Below are 18,767 nucleotides of genomic sequence, written 5' to 3' on the forward strand. Positions count from 1 at the left end.
AAAATGAAAACAGCATATATAGTAAAAGCATATAGAACCGCAGTTGGTAAAGCACCAAAAGGCGTGTTCCGTTTTAAAAGAACAGATGAATTGGCAGCCGAAACCATCAAGTATATGATGAAGGAATTGCCAGGTTTAGACCCAAAGCGTATTGACGATGTAATTGTTGGTAACGCAATGCCAGAAGGTTCTCAAGGATTAAATATGGCACGTTTAATCTCTTTAATGGGATTAGATATTGTGGATGTTCCTGGTGTAACTGTAAACCGTTTTTGCTCTTCTGGAGTAGAAACAATTGGTATGGCAACTGCAAAAATACAAGCTGGAATGGCAGATTGTATTATTGCTGGAGGAGCAGAAAGTATGAGTAGCGTACCAATGACTGGTTTTAAACCAGAATTGAACTACGATATCGTAAAATCTGGTCATGAAGATTATTATTGGGGAATGGGAAATACTGCAGAAGCTGTTGCAAAACAGTTTAAAGTATCTCGTGAAGACCAAGATGAGTTTGCATTCAATTCGCATATGAAAGCCTTAAGAGCGCAAGCTGAAAATCGTTTTCAAGATCAAATAGTACCAATTGAAGTAGAACAAACTTATATTGATGCTAACGGAAAGAAAGCGACAAAATCTTACACAGTAACTAAAGATGAAGGACCTCGTGCAGGAACAAGCAAAGAAGCTTTAGCAAAACTTAGAGCAGTATTTGCTGCTGGAGGAAGTGTTACAGCTGGTAACTCGTCACAAATGAGTGATGGTGCTGCTTTTGTAATGGTTATGAGTGAAGACATGGTTAAGGAGTTAGGTTTAGAGCCAATTGCAAGAATGGTAAACTATGCTGCAGCAGGTGTTGAGCCTCGTATTATGGGTATTGGACCAGTAAAAGCTATTCCAAAAGCACTAAAACAAGCAGGATTAAAACAAGACGATTTATCTTTAATTGAGTTAAATGAAGCTTTTGCTTCTCAATCTTTAGCGGTAATTAGAGAGTTAGGTCTTAACCCGGATATTATTAACGTAAATGGTGGTGCAATTGCATTGGGTCACCCATTAGGATGTACAGGTGCAAAATTATCTGTACAACTTTTTGACGAAATGCGTAAGCGTGACATGCAAGGCAAATATGGTGCAGTTACCATGTGTGTTGGAACAGGTCAAGGCGCTTGTGGGATATTCGAATTCCTTAATTAATACAATACATGATTTCTGTCCGGTCGAGCGCAGTCGAGACTTTTTAAATCGGATAGTAAAAAAAATAGTACTCGACTACGCTTGAACAGACAAACAATAATAAGTATAACAAGATTATAATATAGTTATGGCAACAGAAGAAAAAGATATATTAAGAGGAGGTCAATTCCTTGTAAAAGAAACAAATTGTGAAGACGTGTTTACTCCTGAAGATTTTTCAGAAGAACAATCAATGATGAAAGATTCTGTAATGGAATTTAATGATCGTGAGATCATTCCTCATAAAGCACGTTTTGAAGCTAAAGATTATGCATTAACTGAAGAAGTTATGCGTAAAGCTGGAGACATGGGCTTTTTAAGTGTCGCAGTACCTGAAGCTTTTGGTGGAATGGGAATGGGATTTGTTTCTACAGTATTAACTTGTGATTATATTTCTTCTGGAACTGGATCATTTAGTACTGCTTTTGGTGCTCATACAGGAATTGGTACTATGCCAATTACTTTATATGGTACAGAGGAGCAAAAACAAAAATACGTACCAAAATTAGCATCTGGAGAGTGGTTTGGAGCTTACTGTTTAACAGAGCCTGGAGCTGGATCTGATGCAAATTCTGGTAAAACAACTGCAGAGCTTTCTGCAGATGGAAAATCATACAAGATTAACGGTCAAAAAATGTGGATCTCAAATGCAGGTTTCTGTAGTGTGATGATCGTTTTTGCTCGTATTGAAGGTGATAAAAATATTACTGGATTTATAGTAGAATATAATGGAGACACTCCAAATGGGATTACTTTAGGTGAAGAAGAACATAAATTAGGTATTCGTGCCTCTTCTACGCGTCAAGTATTTTTTAACGACACTGTTGTTCCTGCTGAAAATATGTTAGCTGGTCGTGGTGAAGGTTTCAAAATTGCTATGAATGCACTTAACGTTGGTCGTATTAAATTAGCTGCTGCATGTTTAGATTCTCAAAGAAGAATTTTAACTACTGCTGTAAATTATGCTAAAGAGCGTAAGCAATTTAAAACACCTATTGCAGATTTTGGAGCAATTAAAGTAAAGTTAGCTGAAATGGCTGCAAGTGCTTATGCTGGTGAATCTGCTACTTATAGAGCTGCTAAAAATATTGAAGACAGAATCGCAATGCGTGAAGCTGCCGGAAATACACATCAAGAAGCAGAACTTAAAGGTGTTGAAGAATATGCAATTGAATGTTCTATCTTAAAAGTTGCTGTGTCTGAAGATGTACAAAATTGTGCAGATGAAGGAATACAAATTTTTGGTGGAATGGGATTCTCTGAAGAAACGCCTATGGAGTCAGCTTGGAGAGATGCTAGAATTGCACGTATATATGAAGGAACTAACGAAATTAACAGAATGTTAGCTGTTGGTATGTTAGTAAAAAAGGCAATGAAAGGTCATGTAGACTTATTAGGTCCTGCTTCTAAAGTACAAGAAGAATTAATGGGTATACCATCTTTTGAAACGCCTGATTACTCTGAGTTATTTTCAGAAGAAAAAATCATGATAGCAAAACTTAAGAAAACATTCTTAATGGTTGCTGGTGGTGCTGTTCAAAAATATGGTCCTCAATTAGAAGATCATCAACAATTATTAATTGCAGCTGCAGATATCTTAATTGAAATCTACATGGCAGAATCTGCAATTTTAAGAACAGAGAAAAATGTTAAGCGTACTAGCGAAAAAGAGCAATCTGCTCAAATCGCAATGGCTAAATTATATTTATATCATGCTGTAGATATCGTTGAAGAAAAAGGAAAAGAAAGTATTATTTCTTTTGCTGAAGGAGATGAACAACGTATGATGTTAATGGGGCTTAAGCGTTTTACAAAATATGCTAACTATCCAGATATCGTAGATTTACGTATCGAGATTGCTGAAAAAGTAAAAGCAGAAGGAAAATACTGCTTCTAAAAATTAAGTTTTAATTACCCTAAAAAAGCTGTTTTGTAATGAAACAGCTTTTTTTTTATTCTTTATTTACTACTTCTAATTTTATTTAGACTTTCAAAAATAGATTTTGCTATAACTTCTCTTTTAGATTTATTAGTCAGTATCGCTTTGTCCGTTTTATTTGATAAAAACCCTAATTCTAAATACGTTGCTGGGCATTTTACGTTTTTAAGCAGATACAAATTGGCAACTTTAATACCATGTGATTTAGAAAAAACATTCAACTTATTTTCAATTAAAATATTACTGTACTTCTGAGAAGTTTCTTTAGTCTCATTTTTATCCAAATAATAAGCTTCCACCCCACTTACAAGTTCGTCTTTATGAGAATTGCAATGTAAACTAATCATAAAATCCGCATTTGCGTTATTTACAATATCTGCACGTTCTTGAAGTGAAAGAAATTTATCTGCAGATCTAGTTTGTATTATTTTTATCTTCTCATTACTATAAGTTGCCAACAAGTTAGAGATTTCTAAAATGATTTCCTTTTCTTTCACATCAGTCATATTACCCGGATCTTTACCTCCATGTCCCGCATCAATGACAACAACAAGTGGTTCTTTTAAATCTTTATACGAACTAAACACAAAAATACCCGCAAAAAGTATAAGTACAACGCTAATTTTTAATGCTTGGTTTAATACAGATGACTTTGTTTGATGTAACATAATAATTCGATTTTTTATTTGAATGAAATTAAATCCGCTAGTTAAAGGAATGCGGTAGTCCTGTTTTCCTAAGTTAATTATAGTATTTGAATAATTTTCGATATCTATTCCTGATAAAACTGAAACCTCGTCTGCTATGAACTCGTGATTTTGCAATATTGCTTTTTTATATAGCCATATAAAAGGATTAAACCAAAATGTGCAAATAAACAATTCTGATAGTATGATATCAATGGAATGTAATTGCTTGCTATGTATCGTTTCATGCTTTAACACACTTAAATATTCAGTGTTAGTTAATGTATGATTTTCATTTATAAACATATAATTGAAAAAACTAGAAACCAAATCAGAATCGTTACTCTTTATTAACTTCAAACTACCTAAGCGTTCATAATTAGTTCTTGTAAGGTTATATACCTTTAAAATATTATTCAAAAATCTAAAAATAAAAAATAGTGTAATTACCAAATAAATATAAAACAAAGGACTATTCTGAGATGAACTAACAATTTCTGTTTCTGTAAAAACTAAGCCTTCAATATTTTGATCAATTATAACAGGATTTTTAAAATTATCAACAGGAATCTCTGTTATGCTTGGAATAGAATTAAGAAATTTAATTTCTAAAAATGGAGCTACCAAACATAAAAAAATAGAACCTATTAGAAAGAAGCGGTTAAACTGAAACGTTTTTTGTTGCCTTAACAATAGAATATAGACCATGTAAGAGCAGCCTAAACTAATAATTGAATAGATAAAATAACTTAACATTTGTCCTTCTTTTGGTCCATCTTCTGTTTTAACAACTCTTGAAGCTCTTCAATTTCCTGAATTGATAAATCAGCATTTTTTGTAAAAAATGATGCAAATTGTGCTTTAGAATCATTGAAAAAATGCTGAATCATCCCATTTACTTGCTTTGTAAAATAGTCGTTCTTTTTAATAATAGGAAAATAAGCTTTGTCTCGTCCTAATCTCTCAAATCCTATATACTCCTTATCAACCATTCGTTTTAATAATGTAGAAATAGTAGTATATGCTGGTTTTGGTTCTGGAAATTTCTCCACAATATCTTTCATAAACCCTTTATCAAGAATCCATAAACACTTCATTATTTGAAGTTCTGATTTATTTAACTGTTTTATATCCACAAGTATAGTTTTACTACTACAAATGTAGTAATAAAAAATTAAAAAACAAATTTTATAAATTTACTACTAATCCATCTTAAAAATTATTAGTTAAAAACCATTACAAATTGAAGTGGTTTTTTATTTTTCATTAATTTAGAAGAAATTTTAAAAGTAATGAAGCAACTCATCATTCTACTGTTTACAACACTTCTATTAATAAGCTGTAAGGAAGATAAAACTATTATTCCAAAACCAGCTAAACAACTTAAAGTTGTACACAAAGCTATTACTAGTCCAACAATAGATGGAAAAGCTACAGAAGCTATTTGGGAATCTTCAAAATGGTATCCAATTGATCAAAAATGGTTGGGAGACACCTACTCTGAAGACGATTTTAAAGGTCAATATAAATTAGCCTGGGACGCCAATGCTTTATATGCTTTAGTAGAAATACATGATGATTTACTAACTACAATAAACAAAGAGCCCTTAAAACTATGGTGGGATAACGATTGTGTCGAGGTGTTTATAGATGAAGATAATAGTGGTGGCGAACATCAATATAATCATAATGCTTTTGCCTATCACGTAGGATTAGATGGCAATGTCGTGGATATTGCACCTGGTGACATACCTACATTATACAATAATCATGTCCAATCTAAACGCATCACTACTGGAACCACGTCTATTTGGGAACTTAAAATAAATATATATGACGATAGTTTTGTAGATGGAAAACAAAATAATCCAGTAACACTAAAAACGGATAAAAATATAGGATTTGCTATTGCATACTGTGATAATGACAAAAGTAAAACTCGAGAAAACTTTATTGGATCTGAAGCTATTGAAGGAAAAGATAAAAATAGAGGATGGATAGACGCTTCCGTTTTCGGAACTTTAATTTTAAAAGAATAACTATGAAAAAGATATACCTTGTAATAAGTTTTTTAACTTTCACCTTAATAACAACCGCACAAACTAGCCAAAAGATATATGATATTATTGATGCTGTTTCCGCAGAACGCATTGAAAAAGACATTCAAAAATTAGTCGATTTTGGTACTAGAAACACCTTTAGTGATACTATTTCAGAAACTAGAGGAATTGGTGCTGCACGACGATGGATAAAATCAGAATTTGAAGCTATTTCTTCCGACTGTAAAAATTGCTTAGACGTCTCGTATCAAAAAGACTTTGTTACTAAAGAAGGTAACAAACGCGTACCACACGATGCTTGGATTGTTAATGTTGTGGCTATTCAAAAAGGAACGAAATATCCAAATCGTTATATTATAATGAGTGGTGATATCGACTCTCGTGGAAGTGATACAATGGAGTTTACAAAAGATGCACCTGGGGCAAACGATAATGCTTCTGGTATGGCCGGAACTATTGAGGCTGCAAGAGTATTGTCTAAATACAAATTTGAAAACAGTATTGTTTATGTTGGTTTATCTGGAGAAGAGCAAGGTCTTTTTGGTGGTGGTGGCTTAGCAAAATATGCTAAAGCGCAAGGTTGGGATATTATCGGAATACTTAACAATGACATGATTGGAAACATTAAAGGTGTTGATGGTGTTATTGATAATCGCACTTTTAGAATTTTTTCAGAACCTGTTCCTGCTAACGAAACCGAGAGAGAACGTACACTTAGACGTTTTTATGGTGGAGAAGTCGATGGAATTTCTCGTCAATTAGCCCGTTACGTTCATAAAACAGTAAAAACATACATGCCAGAAATGAATCCGATGATGGTTTATAGATTAGATCGTTTTGGGCGCGGTGGACACCATAGACCTTTTAACGACTTAGGTTTTGCAGGAATCAGAATTATGGAAGCGCACGAAAACTATGTACAGCAACACCAAGATATTAGAGAAGAAAATGGCATAAAATATGGCGATGTTATTGAGCACGTTAATTTTGAATACGCAAAAAAACTGACTACTGTTAACGCCATAAATATGGCTAATTTGGCTTGGGCACCTCCTGCTCCAAAAACAGTTGCTATTGGTGGTATTGTAGAACCTTCCGTTAAATTTAAATGGGATAAAGTTGAAGGTGCAGTCGGTTATAAAATTTACTGGAGAGATACCACATCTCCTACTTGGGACAACAGTCGTTATGTTGGTGATGTCTCAGAATTTATGCTAGATGGCATCGTTATTGACAACTATTTTTTCGGGATTGCTTCTGTTGGAAAAGACGGTTTTGAAAGCCCTGTGGTATTTCCTAATAAAATAATAAGATAAATTTCAGAATGAATAAAACACTAATTTCGACCTTAATTTTAGTTATTACGCTCTGTGTCAATGCAAATGCACAAGGCTTACTTCAAGAAAAAAACAAGTTTACGCATCAAGACACACTGCGCGGAAGTATCACGCCAGAGCGTGAATGGTGGGATTTAACCTATTACCATTTAGATATAAAGGTTAATCCGGAGACCAAAACTATTGCTGGTAAAAACACTATTCAGTATACCGTTTTAAAACCAAACCAAGTATTACAAATCGATTTACAAGAACCGTTAGTACTTACTAAAGTAACTCAAAATGATAAAGCATTAGAGATTAAACACGATGGAAATGCACATTTTGTTACACTTAAAGACCAACAAAATATAGGCGAAACAAATAACGTAATTGCGTATTACGAAGGTAAACCACGTGAAGCTATTAGAGCACCTTGGGATGGCGGAATCTCTTGGAAAAAAGACAATAATGGCAATGATTTTATTGCCTCATCCTGTCAAGGTCTTGGAGCTAGCGTTTGGTGGCCAAACAAAGACCACATGTATGATGAAGTTGATAGTATGGATATTAGTGTCACTGTACCAAAAGGTTTAATGAATGTTTCTAATGGAAGACTTAAAAGTGTTATTGATAATAAAGATGAAACTATAACTACCAATTGGCACGTTGCCAACCCAATTAATAATTATGGAGTCAATATAAATATTGGTAACTATGCTAATTTCTCTGAAGTTTATAAAGGTGAAAAAGGTGATTTAGATATGAATTACTTCGTCTTAAAAGAAAACCTTGAAAAAGCAAAAGAGCATTTTAAAGATGCCCCAAAAATGATGAAAGCTTTTGAGCATTGGTTTGGACCGTATCCTTTTTACGAAGATAGTTTTAAGTTAGTCGAAGTGCCTTATTTAGGAATGGAGCATCAAAGCTCTGTAACCTACGGAAATAAATATATGAATGGCTATCTAGGTGATGATTTATCCGGAACTGGTTGGGGTTTAAAATTTGATTTTATAATCATCCATGAATCTGGACACGAGTGGTTTGCCAATAATATTACCAATATAGATATTGCAGATATGTGGATTCATGAGAGTTTTACATCTTATTCTGAAAACCTATTTTTAGATTACTATTACGGAAAAGAAGCTGCTGCTGAATATGTCATTGGTAAAAGAAAAAACGTAAGAAACGATAGACCATTAATAGGGCAATATAATGTGAACAACGAAGGCTCTGGAGATATGTATTACAAAGGTGAAAATATGTTACACACCTTACGTCAATTAGTTAATGACGACGAAAAATGGAGACAGATACTACGCACGTTAAATAGTAAATTTTATCATCAAACGGTAACAACACAGCAAATTGAAGATTATTTAGCAGAAGCATCTGGTTTAGATTTAAAAGGTTTTTTTAATCAATATTTAAGGAGTATTAAAATTCCTGTTTTAGAATATAAAGTTGAAGGTAAAAAACTTAACTACAAATGGACTAATACCGTTGATGGCTTTGTAATGCCTATTCAAATTGAAATTAATGGTCAGTCCCAATGGATTTTGCCAACTTCAAAAAATCAAACTTTAAAATTAAAATCTAAAAATTCTAAAGTAGTCGTGGATAGAGACTTTTATATTACGGTAAAAGAATTTTAAAAATGAATTTAGAAGAATACTATTTTAAATCAGACACAGCATGGCGAGACTGGTTACACATCAATCACGACAGTGATGACGGTATCTACCTCATCTTTTACAAAGTAAACCACAAAAACGAAAGTATGCGTTGGGAAGAAGCTGTAAAAGTAGCCTTGTGCTATGGTTGGATAGATAGTACTGTCAAGAGTTTAGGAGATGGAAAAAGGAGACAATACTTTTGTAAACGTAATCCTAAAAGTGTCTGGAGTGCACTTAACAAAAGACATATAAAAACCTTACTTGCCGAAGATTTAATGCATCCAAAAGGCTTAGAAATAATTAAAACAGGTAAGAAAAACGGAAGTTGGACTGCTTTAGATGAAGTTGAGAAAGGTATCATTCCAGAAGCATTACAATTGGCATTTGAAGATAATCCTAAAGCTTTTGAAAACTATAACAACTTTGCCCCATCTTACAAAAAACATTATTTGTATTGGCTAAATCAAGCAAAACGAGAAGCTACAAAACAAAAGAGAATTGTAGAAATTATTAAATTTTGTGAAGCGAATATTAAATCTAGAAATACTTGGTAATATAATTATTTGAAAGGCTTTCCCTTTTTTTCGACTTAATATAAAATCGCAACACAATGAATATTCAAAAAATAAATTTCACTAATGCAGAAGGGCAACAATTAGTTGGTCGTTTAGAACTTCCAATAAATCAACATCCTCATAATTTTGCCATATTCGCACATTGTTTTACTTGTAATAAAAACTTATCTGCAGTAAAAAATATTACTCGCGAATTAACCTCTAATGGATTTGGTGTATTACGTTTTGATTTTACTGGATTAGGCGAAAGTGAAGGTGATTTTGAAAACACCAATTTTTCAGGAAATGTGGATGATTTAATTAGTGCCTCTAATTATTTAAAAGAAAACTATACTGCTCCTACCCTTTTAATTGGGCATTCTTTAGGTGGTGCTGCTGTTGTTTTTGCAGCTTCTACAATAGATTCCGTTAAAGCTGTTGCAACAATTGGAGCACCTTCAAACCCAAAACATGTCGAGAATTTAATTAAAAGTAGTGTTGACGAAATAAAAGCTACAGGAAAAGCAAATGTAAGTATTGGCGGGCGTCCGTTTACAATCAAAAAACAATTTTTAGACGACATAGAAACAAAGTCGTTGCCAAACGTTGCTAAAAACTTACGTAAAGCTTTGTTAGTAATGCACTCGCCACAAGACAATACGGTTGGAATTGAAAATGCAGAAGAAATTTACGTTGCTGCTAGACATCCAAAAAGTTTTGTATCTCTTGATGGTGCCGATCATTTATTAATGCGAAAAGAAGATTCTATTTATGTTGGAAGTGTAATAGCTAGTTGGGCAAAACGCTATATTTCTATCCCTAAAACAGATACGGTTTCCACAACACACCAAGCAGTTGCAAGTCTAGATACAGAAGATGGTTTTACTACACAAATGACTGTGGGAAGCCATACCATGATGGCTGATGAGCCTACTAGTTTTGGTGGAAATGATTTTGGTCCTTCACCATATGAGTTTGTTTCTGCGGGATTATCTGCTTGTACGGCCATGACTGTTCAGATGTATGTTAAACGAAAAGGTTGGAATTTGCAAAACATTGAAGTGCACACCTCGCATACTAAAGTAGCGAAACAGGTTGTTGAAAATGGTGAGCAAAAAGAAATCAAAGTAGACACTTTTAATAGAGAAATTAAACTAAAAGGAAATTTAGACGATAAACAAATACAGCGTATTCTTCAAATTGCTGATAAATGTCCAGTGCATAAAACACTACATAGCGATATAGACGTCGTAACTAAAATAGTTTAGTACCGTGTGTTTTTAATGTTACGGAAAGTTAAAATTAACTAATTTTTAAGAATTCTTGTTCATCAAATTCTTTAGAATAGTTGTTAATTATATCCCGTGAAAAAGAAGAACAAAAACTTAGCAAAATCGACACGTTGGTATCGTAAAACGCACCGTATTGTAGCTATCTCATTATTACTATTTATAGTTATCATGAGTGCAACGGGTTTACTTTTAGCATGGAAGGACCAACTTGGTTTTAAACCTTCTACCGTAAAAGTAGCATCTAACAACACCCCTTTAATTTCATTAGCTAAAATAGAGCAAAACGCAATACAATATATTGATAGTCTTAAACTGTCAACCGCTATAAATAGGATAGATTACAGACCTAGAAAAGGTATTGCTAAAGTTAGATTTGAATACCATTTTACGGAATTACAAATCAATTGTTATACTGGGAAAATAATTTCGGCAAAAACAAGAACAGCGGATTTAATTGAAATGATTCATGATGGCTCTATTGTCGATTATTTATTAAACTTCAAAACGACGCCTCTAAAATTGATCTACTCCACGATTATTGGACTAGGCTTATTATTTATTTCTTTTAGTGGTTTTTTATTATGGTTAAAACCGAAACAGATTAAAAAAAATAAACGCATCCTATCAGAGCAGTAAACAATTAATAATATAAAAAAAGCAACCTCAAATTGAGATTGCTTTTTTTTATTTATTCTAGTGTTATTATTTTATAATCCACTTATAAAACTACCATAAGGGTCTTTAAACTGAATCCCTTCCGTAAATCTATATTTACTTAATTGCTTATATTCTACTAAAGCCCAAAGTACAAATTCTTTAACAAAATAACTTTCTTGTTTTGTTAGTTTGGCTTGGTGTTTTCCTAATAAATCATCTAAAGGAGATACAGCATCTAATAGTGCTTTGTATTCTTTATCACGCAAACCATCTAACAATTCAAACCCTTCTGAATTATTAAAAAACCATGATACGATATCGTCATAAGGGCTTTCGTCTTCTTGCTTTTGAAGTTTTTCTATTTTAGGAAAAAACTCAGGAAATAAACTTTTAACTGCTTCACCAATTAAGTTATAAGCCACTTGTGCTGCGCCTTCTTGTTCTCCTTCATAAACCAATTCTACTTTACCTGTAATAGCAGGAATAATTCCTAAAAAGTCAGATAATCTAATGGTTGTAGTATCATCTCCATTCTTTAAAGCACGAAGTTCTGCAGTACTTAATAAGTTTTCAAAAGCGGTAATACTTAAACGTGCACTTACACCACTTTTTTCGTCAATAAAATCACTGTCTCTAGCTTCAAATACAATTTGTTCTAATAAGTCTTTTGCTAATTCTGGTACATGAATACTATCCTTTTGACGACCATCAGATTTAGCTTCTTGTTGCGTAATAATTTTAGCAGTTTCAATATCTTTTGGATAATGCGTTAAAATTTGCGATCCAATTCTATCTTTTAAAGGCGTTACAATACTTCCTCTATTGGTATAATCTTCAGGATTTGCAGTAAAAATAAACTGCATATCTAAAGGTAAACGCAATTTAAATCCTCTAATCTGTATATCACCTTCTTGTAGAATATTAAATAAAGCCACTTGTATTCTAGCTTGTAAATCTGGTAATTCATTAATAACAAAAATACAACGGTTTGCACGCGGAATCATCCCATAATGTATTACTCTGTCATCTGCATAACTCAACTTTAAGTTTGCTGCTTTTATTGGATCTACATCACCAATAATATCTGCAACAGTAACATCTGGAGTTGCTAATTTCTCTGCAAAACGCTCGCTTCTATGCATCCAAGTAATTGGTGTTTTATCTCCTTTTTCTGCAATCAATTCTGTTGCAAAACGTGAGATTGGCTGTAATGGATCGTCATTAATTTCAGACCCTTCAACCACAGGAATATACTCATCCAATAAATTTAGCATTAAACGCGCTAAGCGGGTTTTAGCTTGACCACGTAATCCTAAAAAGTTAATATTATGTCGTGATAAAATAGCACGTTCTAACTCAGGAATCACAGTATTTTCGTAACCATGCACACCTTCAAAAACAGTTGTTTTACTTTTTATTCTTTCAATTAAATTATCTCTTAATTCGTCTTTAATAGACTTACTTTTATATCCAGCTTTTTTTAATTCGCCTAAAGTTTTTATATTTTTTATTTCCATATCTAATTTTTAGAAAAGAGATAATAGACAAAAGAAAATAGACTTAACATTACGTCTTCTCTACTCTCTTTTTTCTATCCTCTTTATTCTTTTATTTTTTTTATTAATTGGAGTGAGAAATTTTTCACTTTTCACTCTTAATTCTTAACTAAAACACTATCCTTTAATTCTCTTTTTTCTGTTTGTTTCGTAATCTTCAAAAATCATCTCACCTAGTCCTTTCAAACCTGTATAAAAGGCTTTTCCTTGATTGGCATGCGTAAATTCTTCTACAAATTGCATTAGATAAGGATCTTGAGCAATCATAAATGTAGTGATTGGAATATGCAATTTTCTAGCTTGCTGCGCTTGGGCATAGCATTTATTAGTGATGTATGGATTTAAACCATTACTATCTTTATAATAGGTTCCGTCAGGCAAACGCAAGCAACTTGGTTTACCATCTGTTATCATAAAAATTTGCTTGTTAGTATTACGCTTACGACGCAATAAATCCATTGCTAATTTTAAACCGGCTACGGTATTTGTATGGTAAGGTCCAACATTTAAATAGGGTAAATCTTTAATTTTAATTGGCCAAGCATCGTTACCAAAAACTAAAATATCTAAGGTATCTTTTGGGTAGCGTGTTGTAATTAATTCGGCTAAAGCCATCGCGACTTTTTTGGCAGGCGTAATTCTATCTTCACCATACAAAATCATACTGTGACTGATATCTATCATTAACACCGTACTCATTTGCGATTTATGTGTGGTTTCCTCAACCACCAAATCATCCTCGGTTAAATTAAAATCGCCAATACCATGATTAATTTGTGCGTTTCGCAAACTCTCCGTCATAGACACTTTATCTAAACTGTCTCCAAATTGGTAGTTTCTAAAATCGCCAGTATGCTCATCTCCTATTCCAACACCTTTACTTTTGTGGTTTCCGGATCCGCTGCGTTTAATATTACCAAATATTTGATCTAACGCAGATTGTCTAATAGCGCGCTCAGTTTTGGCTGTAATAGCGTTACCTTTTTTACCGTCTGGTTTAATTTCTTCACGTATGTAGCCTTTAGCTTTAAGGTCTTCTACAAAGTCGTCAATTGTATAATCCGGAGTCGTTAATTTGTATTCTTTATCTAACTCGCGAAGCCAATCTATAGCTTCGTCAAAATCTCCGGAGGTATGCGTAATCAACTCTTTAAAAACATCAAAAAGCTTTTCGAAAGGGGATTGTGAAGGGGCTTCGTATGGTTTAAACACAAAGCCTTTTCTGTTATTATTTTTGTTTTTCATGCAGTATAAAAATACGACATTTTAACACCAAAATAAATGTCTTAACATCTATTTAAGATAATGTTGATTAACTTTAGGCAAACTAATCAACCCAATATGAAAAAATTATCCTTTATCTTTTTACTACTCTTCTCTTTGACAGGGTTTTCGCAAGAATTCTCTATGGATTTAGTCAAAAACATGACACCAAGAAACATTGGTCCTGGCGGAATGTCTGGACGCGTTACATCTATAGACGTTGTACATAGCAACCCAGATATTATGTACGTTGGTACCGCATCTGGTGGTTTATGGAAATCGACTTCTGGTGGTATAAAATGGAACCCAGTATTTGACAAAGAGGTTACCGCATCTGTGGGAGCTGTTGCTATACAACAATCTAACCCTAGTGTGATTTGGGTTGGTACAGGAGAAGGTAATCCTAGAAATAGTTTAAATGGTGGTTACGGAATATATAAATCTTTAGACGCAGGAAAAACGTGGCAATCTATGGGTTTAGAAAACACGAGACATATCCATCGTGTAGTCATAGACCCAACAAATCCTGATATTGTTTATGCTGCTGCCATTGGTAGTCCATGGGGAGAACATCCAGAACGTGGTATTTTTAAAACAACAGATGGTGGTAAATCATGGAAAAAAATATTATTTGCTAACAATAAAACAGGAGCTGCAGACTTAGTTATGGATCCTACCAATCCTAACAAATTAATTGCAACACTTTGGGAGCACAAACGTGACCCTTGGTTTTTTAAATCTGGGGGATCAGGTTCTGGATTACATATTACTCATGATGGTGGAGAACACTGGACTAAAGTAACAGAAAAAGAAGGTTTTCCTAAAGGAGAATTAGGGCGTATTGGTGTTGCAATTGCTGCTAATAAACCAAATATTATTTATGCTTTAGTCGAAGCTAAAAAAAATGCCCTTTACAAAAGTGAAGATGGAGGTTTTAAATGGAAAAAAGTAAATGACAAAAGTGATATTGGAAATAGACCTTTTTATTATTCTGAAATATATGTAGACCCACAAAACGAAAACCGTGTGTATTCTGTTTACACCTATATAAATGTTAGTGAAGATGGCGGTAAAAACTTCAAGCAATTAATGCCTGCTTATGGCGCAGACAATGGTGTACACCCTGACCATCATGCTTGGTGGATCCACCCGACTAATGGTGATTTTATGATTGATGGTAATGATGGTGGATTAAACATTACAAAAGATGGTGGAAAAAACTGGCGTTTTGTTGGTAATATTCCAGTTGCACAGTTTTACCATATCAATGTAGATAATGAGTATCCATATAATGTATATGGAGGGATGCAAGATAATGGATCTTGGAGAGGTCCAGCTTACGTTTGGCGTGCACAAGCTATAAGAAATAGCTATTGGCAAGAAATTAGTTTTGGAGATGGGTTTGATGTCGTACCGGATAAAGACAATTCGCGTTACGGTTGGTCTATGAGTCAGCAAGGCTCTGTGAGCAGATACGACTGGCAGACAGGAAACAATTATACTGTAAAACCAATACATCCTGATAAAGATGTAATGCTTAGATTTAACTGGAATAGTGCTATAAATATTGATCCATTTGATAATAGCACCATTTATTTTGGTAGTCAATTTGTACATAAATCTACAGATAAAGGATTGACTTGGACGGTTATTTCTCCAGATTTAACCACTAACGATCCTGAAAAACAAAAACAGCACGAAAGTGGTGGTTTAACAATGGATGCAACGGGTGCAGAAAACCATTGTACTATTTTGGTTATCGAACCATCTGTTGTTGAAAAAGATGTGTTTTGGGTAGGTACAGATGATGGTCGTGTACATGTCACTAAAAATGGAGGACAGAGTTATGACGACGTTTCTAACAACCTAAGAGGTTTGCCAAAAGGAAGTTGGGTAGCGCAAATAAAAGCAAGTAATAAAAATAAAGGAGAAGCATTGCTTATCGCGAATGATTATAGACGTTTTAATTACACACCGTATGCTTACCGTACTAAAAACTACGGAAAGACCTGGGAACGTATCGTAGATGAAAATGATGTTAAAAGTTACACCTTATCTATTGTTGAAGATTTAGTAGAGCCAAACTTAATGTTTTTAGGGACTGATGATGGGTTATACATATCTGTTGATGCTGGAGATAAATGGACTAAATGGACTTCAGGTTTCCCTACGGTATCTGTAAAAGATTTAGTAATCCATCCAAGAGAACACGATTTAGTAATTGGTACTTTTGGACGTGCTGCTTGGGTATTGGATGATATTAGACCATTGCGTGCTATTGCAAAAAGCAAGCAGGTAATTGCTAATAAAATTCAACTATTCTCACCTCCTACTGCTTATCAAGCTGCTTACCAGCAGCCTACAGGAAGTCGATTTGGTGCAGACGCCATGTTTCATGGAGAAAACAGAGGTCGTGGTGCACAATTCACGTATTTAGTTAATCCGGTAAAAGCTTTAAAAGAAGATAAAAAAGATACAGATGATGATAACGCTGAAGCTGAAATAGAAGACAGTAAAAACGCTATCAAGTGGGATTCTATTTCACTTAAACTATACAACGGAGACAAATTAATTAGAACCTTAAAACGTAAAGTTCCTGAGGAAAAAGGCCTACACAAATGGACTTGGTACATGGACGAAAAAGGAGGCGATAGACCTTCAAGAACCATTAGAAAACAAAAAAGAGAATCTGGTGGTGTTGATGTAAAACCCGGAACATACAAAGCTGTTTTAGAATATGGCGATCAATCTTCTGAAACGATGATCACGGTAGCTTCAGACCCTAGATTAGAGGTCTCTGCAAAAAACACGGACGACGTTTATGCAGCTTTAAAAGAAATACAAAACATGCGACAAATTGCTGCGGATGCCACAAAGCAATTAGCTAAAAATAAAACCTTAGCTGAAAAGTATAAAACAGAATTAACAGCATTAGATAAAGACAAGTATAAAGACCAAATAAAAGCCTCTAAAGACATTATTAAAGAGATAGATACGCTTTTAGATATCTATGTTGGAAAACAAGATAAGCGACAAGGAATTACAAAAACCTTAGATGTAAGTGTTAATAACAGATTAGGAGGCGCTTCTTGGTACACAGCAACAAGACAATCTGGACTAACAAGTACAGAACATACGTTGCTACAACATGCTAAAACCGATTTAAAAGCAGCACTTGATAAAACAAATAGCTTTTTTGATGAGACCTTTAAACCTTATTACCAGTCCATTATTAAGATAAATATGACTAAAGCAATAGATGAAATTAAAACCTTTACTTTAGATTAATTGTTTGTAATTTGCAAAAGCATAATTATCTGCTTAACTTTAAACAAATCAAATAAAAAAATCATACAATGAAAAAAATATCATTACTACTATTAGTGTTAACCTTTGGCGTATTTATAAGCTGTAAAAAGGACAAAACACAACCTGAAACCGAAAAAACAGTAGCAGAAACTGCTAAAAAAATCAAATTAAAATTAGAATCTAAAAGCGGAAGTACTGCAACTGGAAATGCTGTTTTTACAGAAGAAGGCGGAAAAATTAAATTTACTGCAATGTTAAGTGGATTAGAGCCAGGTATGCATGCAATCCATATTCATCAAACAGCAGATTGTTCTTCAGATGACGGAAAATCTACAGGAGGACATTGGAACCCAACTGGAGCACCTCACGGAAAATGGGGAAGCCCTGAAGGTTACCATAAAGGAGATATTGGAAACATGGAAGCAGATGCTAATGGACATGCAACAATTATGCTATCTACTGATGAGTGGTGTATTGGATGTGGAGACAAAAACAAAGACATTGTAGGAAGAGCAATTATTGTACATGCAGGCACAGATGACTACACAACGCAACCAACTGGTGCAGCTGGTGGACGTGTAAGCTGTGGTGGAATTATAGAATAATTACCCTACCATATTATTATAAAAAAATCGCTTTTAAGCGATTTTTTTATGCCATTAAATCATATCTTAGAAGTCACATTAATTCGTATATGGATTTAGACAATTTAGTAATACAATTTAAAAATAAGGACGAAAAAGCATTCGAGAAACTATACAATATGTATAGCGATAGCATGCATGGCGTTATTTACAATATTGTTAGAGATAACACTATTGCTGAAGAACTTATGCAAGACGTTTTTATAAAAGCTTGGCACAAATCAGATAGCTACGACGTTAAAAAAGGACGTTTTTTTACTTGGTTAATTAATATTGCTAGAAATGCGGCGATAGACAAAACAAGATCTAAAGCGTTTAAAAATGCAAGTAAAAACCTTAACTCCGATTTTTTCGTAGATATAATAGAGTCTCAAGATAATTTAGACAGTAGTACTGATGCTATTGGAATAAAGAAATTTGTAGACAAATTAGCAAAAAAATGTATCGAAGTTATAGAGCTATTATACTTTAAAGGCTTTACACAAAAAGAAGCTTCAGAAGAATTGAATATGCCTATTGGTACGATAAAGACTAGAAATAGAAATTGCATTAAAGAATTAAGAGAATCCGTATTATAAT

General features: G+C 33.7%; 15 protein-coding genes. 11 read left to right on the top strand and 4 right to left on the bottom strand.

Going from position 1 to position 18,767, the window contains the following annotated elements:
• Nucleotides 1-3: 3 nt before the first annotated feature.
• Together CXF54_RS08175 and CXF54_RS08180 are read left to right on the top strand one after the other, a co-directional pair.
• Nucleotides 4-1,194 carry an acetyl-CoA C-acyltransferase gene (locus CXF54_RS08175; protein WP_101203173.1) on the top strand — a complete coding sequence of 397 codons (1,191 nt, stop codon included), beginning with the start codon at nt 4-6 and terminating at the stop codon, nt 1,192-1,194.
• Between the two features lie 127 nt (nt 1,195-1,321).
• Nucleotides 1,322-3,130 (top strand): acyl-CoA dehydrogenase family protein, encoded by a 1,809-nt coding sequence (locus tag CXF54_RS08180; protein ID WP_090839709.1) that lies wholly within the window; start codon nt 1,322-1,324, stop codon nt 3,128-3,130.
• A 62-nt stretch (nt 3,131-3,192) separates the two neighbouring features.
• Here the strand turns inward: CXF54_RS08180 and CXF54_RS08185 are convergent, their stop codons facing one another.
• Together CXF54_RS08185 and CXF54_RS08190 are read right to left on the bottom strand one after the other, a co-directional pair.
• Nucleotides 3,193-4,485 carry a M56/M15 family metallopeptidase gene (locus tag CXF54_RS08185; RefSeq protein ID WP_198551051.1) on the bottom strand — a complete coding sequence of 431 codons (1,293 nt, stop codon included), beginning with the start codon at nt 4,483-4,485 and terminating at the stop codon, nt 3,193-3,195.
• 122 nt (nt 4,486-4,607) lie between these two features.
• The gene (locus CXF54_RS08190; RefSeq protein ID WP_101203175.1) at nt 4,608-4,994 is read right to left on the bottom strand and encodes a BlaI/MecI/CopY family transcriptional regulator; all 387 of its coding nucleotides are present in this window, start codon (nt 4,992-4,994) and stop codon (nt 4,608-4,610) included.
• A 156-nt stretch (nt 4,995-5,150) separates the two neighbouring features.
• On the opposite strand from CXF54_RS08190, the gene CXF54_RS08195 reads away from it, so the two are divergent.
• From CXF54_RS08195 to CXF54_RS08220, 6 genes are all read left to right on the top strand, one after another.
• The gene (locus CXF54_RS08195) at nt 5,151-5,897 is read left to right on the top strand and encodes a CBM9 family sugar-binding protein (RefSeq protein WP_101203176.1); all 747 of its coding nucleotides are present in this window, start codon (nt 5,151-5,153) and stop codon (nt 5,895-5,897) included.
• Between the two features lie 2 nt (nt 5,898-5,899).
• The gene (locus CXF54_RS08200) at nt 5,900-7,234 is read left to right on the top strand and encodes a M28 family peptidase (RefSeq protein ID WP_101203177.1); all 1,335 of its coding nucleotides are present in this window, start codon (nt 5,900-5,902) and stop codon (nt 7,232-7,234) included.
• Between the two features lie 8 nt (nt 7,235-7,242).
• Nucleotides 7,243-8,892, top strand: a complete 1,650-nt coding sequence (locus CXF54_RS08205) for a M1 family metallopeptidase (protein ID WP_101203178.1) — start codon at nt 7,243-7,245, stop codon at nt 8,890-8,892.
• Between the two features lie 2 nt (nt 8,893-8,894).
• On the top strand, nt 8,895-9,467 hold the full coding sequence (locus CXF54_RS08210) for a YdeI/OmpD-associated family protein (RefSeq protein WP_101203179.1): 573 nt from the start codon (nt 8,895-8,897) through the stop codon (nt 9,465-9,467).
• Between the two features lie 56 nt (nt 9,468-9,523).
• Nucleotides 9,524-10,735 (top strand): bifunctional alpha/beta hydrolase/OsmC family protein, encoded by a 1,212-nt coding sequence (locus CXF54_RS08215; protein WP_101203180.1) that lies wholly within the window; start codon nt 9,524-9,526, stop codon nt 10,733-10,735.
• A 96-nt stretch (nt 10,736-10,831) separates the two neighbouring features.
• Nucleotides 10,832-11,395, top strand: a complete 564-nt coding sequence (locus CXF54_RS08220; protein ID WP_101203181.1) for a PepSY-associated TM helix domain-containing protein — start codon at nt 10,832-10,834, stop codon at nt 11,393-11,395.
• Between the two features lie 71 nt (nt 11,396-11,466).
• Here the strand turns inward: CXF54_RS08220 and CXF54_RS08225 are convergent, their stop codons facing one another.
• A complete protein-coding gene (locus CXF54_RS08225; RefSeq protein ID WP_101203182.1) occupies nt 11,467-12,933 on the bottom strand; it encodes a sigma 54-interacting transcriptional regulator in 1,467 nt (488 codons plus the stop codon).
• Nucleotides 12,934-13,089: 156 nt separating this feature from the next.
• The gene (locus CXF54_RS08230; protein ID WP_090839723.1) at nt 13,090-14,217 is read right to left on the bottom strand and encodes a vWA domain-containing protein; all 1,128 of its coding nucleotides are present in this window, start codon (nt 14,215-14,217) and stop codon (nt 13,090-13,092) included.
• Between the two features lie 96 nt (nt 14,218-14,313).
• Here CXF54_RS08230 and CXF54_RS08235 point away from each other — a divergent pair, with 96 nt between their 5' ends.
• From CXF54_RS08235 to CXF54_RS08245, 3 genes are all read left to right on the top strand, one after another.
• Nucleotides 14,314-17,523: a VPS10 domain-containing protein gene (locus CXF54_RS08235; RefSeq protein WP_101203183.1), complete on the top strand. Its 3,210-nt coding sequence runs from the start codon at nt 14,314-14,316 to the stop codon at nt 17,521-17,523.
• A gap of 68 nt (nt 17,524-17,591) precedes the next feature.
• Nucleotides 17,592-18,149 carry a superoxide dismutase family protein gene (locus CXF54_RS08240; protein ID WP_101203184.1) on the top strand — a complete coding sequence of 186 codons (558 nt, stop codon included), beginning with the start codon at nt 17,592-17,594 and terminating at the stop codon, nt 18,147-18,149.
• A gap of 89 nt (nt 18,150-18,238) precedes the next feature.
• A complete protein-coding gene (locus tag CXF54_RS08245) occupies nt 18,239-18,766 on the top strand; it encodes an RNA polymerase sigma factor (protein ID WP_090839730.1) in 528 nt (175 codons plus the stop codon).
• Nucleotide 18,767 lies beyond the last annotated feature (1 nt).

Origin of the sequence: Olleya sp. 1-3, assembly GCF_002836085.1 — a bacterium.
GTDB classification, from domain to species: domain Bacteria; phylum Bacteroidota; class Bacteroidia; order Flavobacteriales; family Flavobacteriaceae; genus Olleya; species Olleya namhaensis.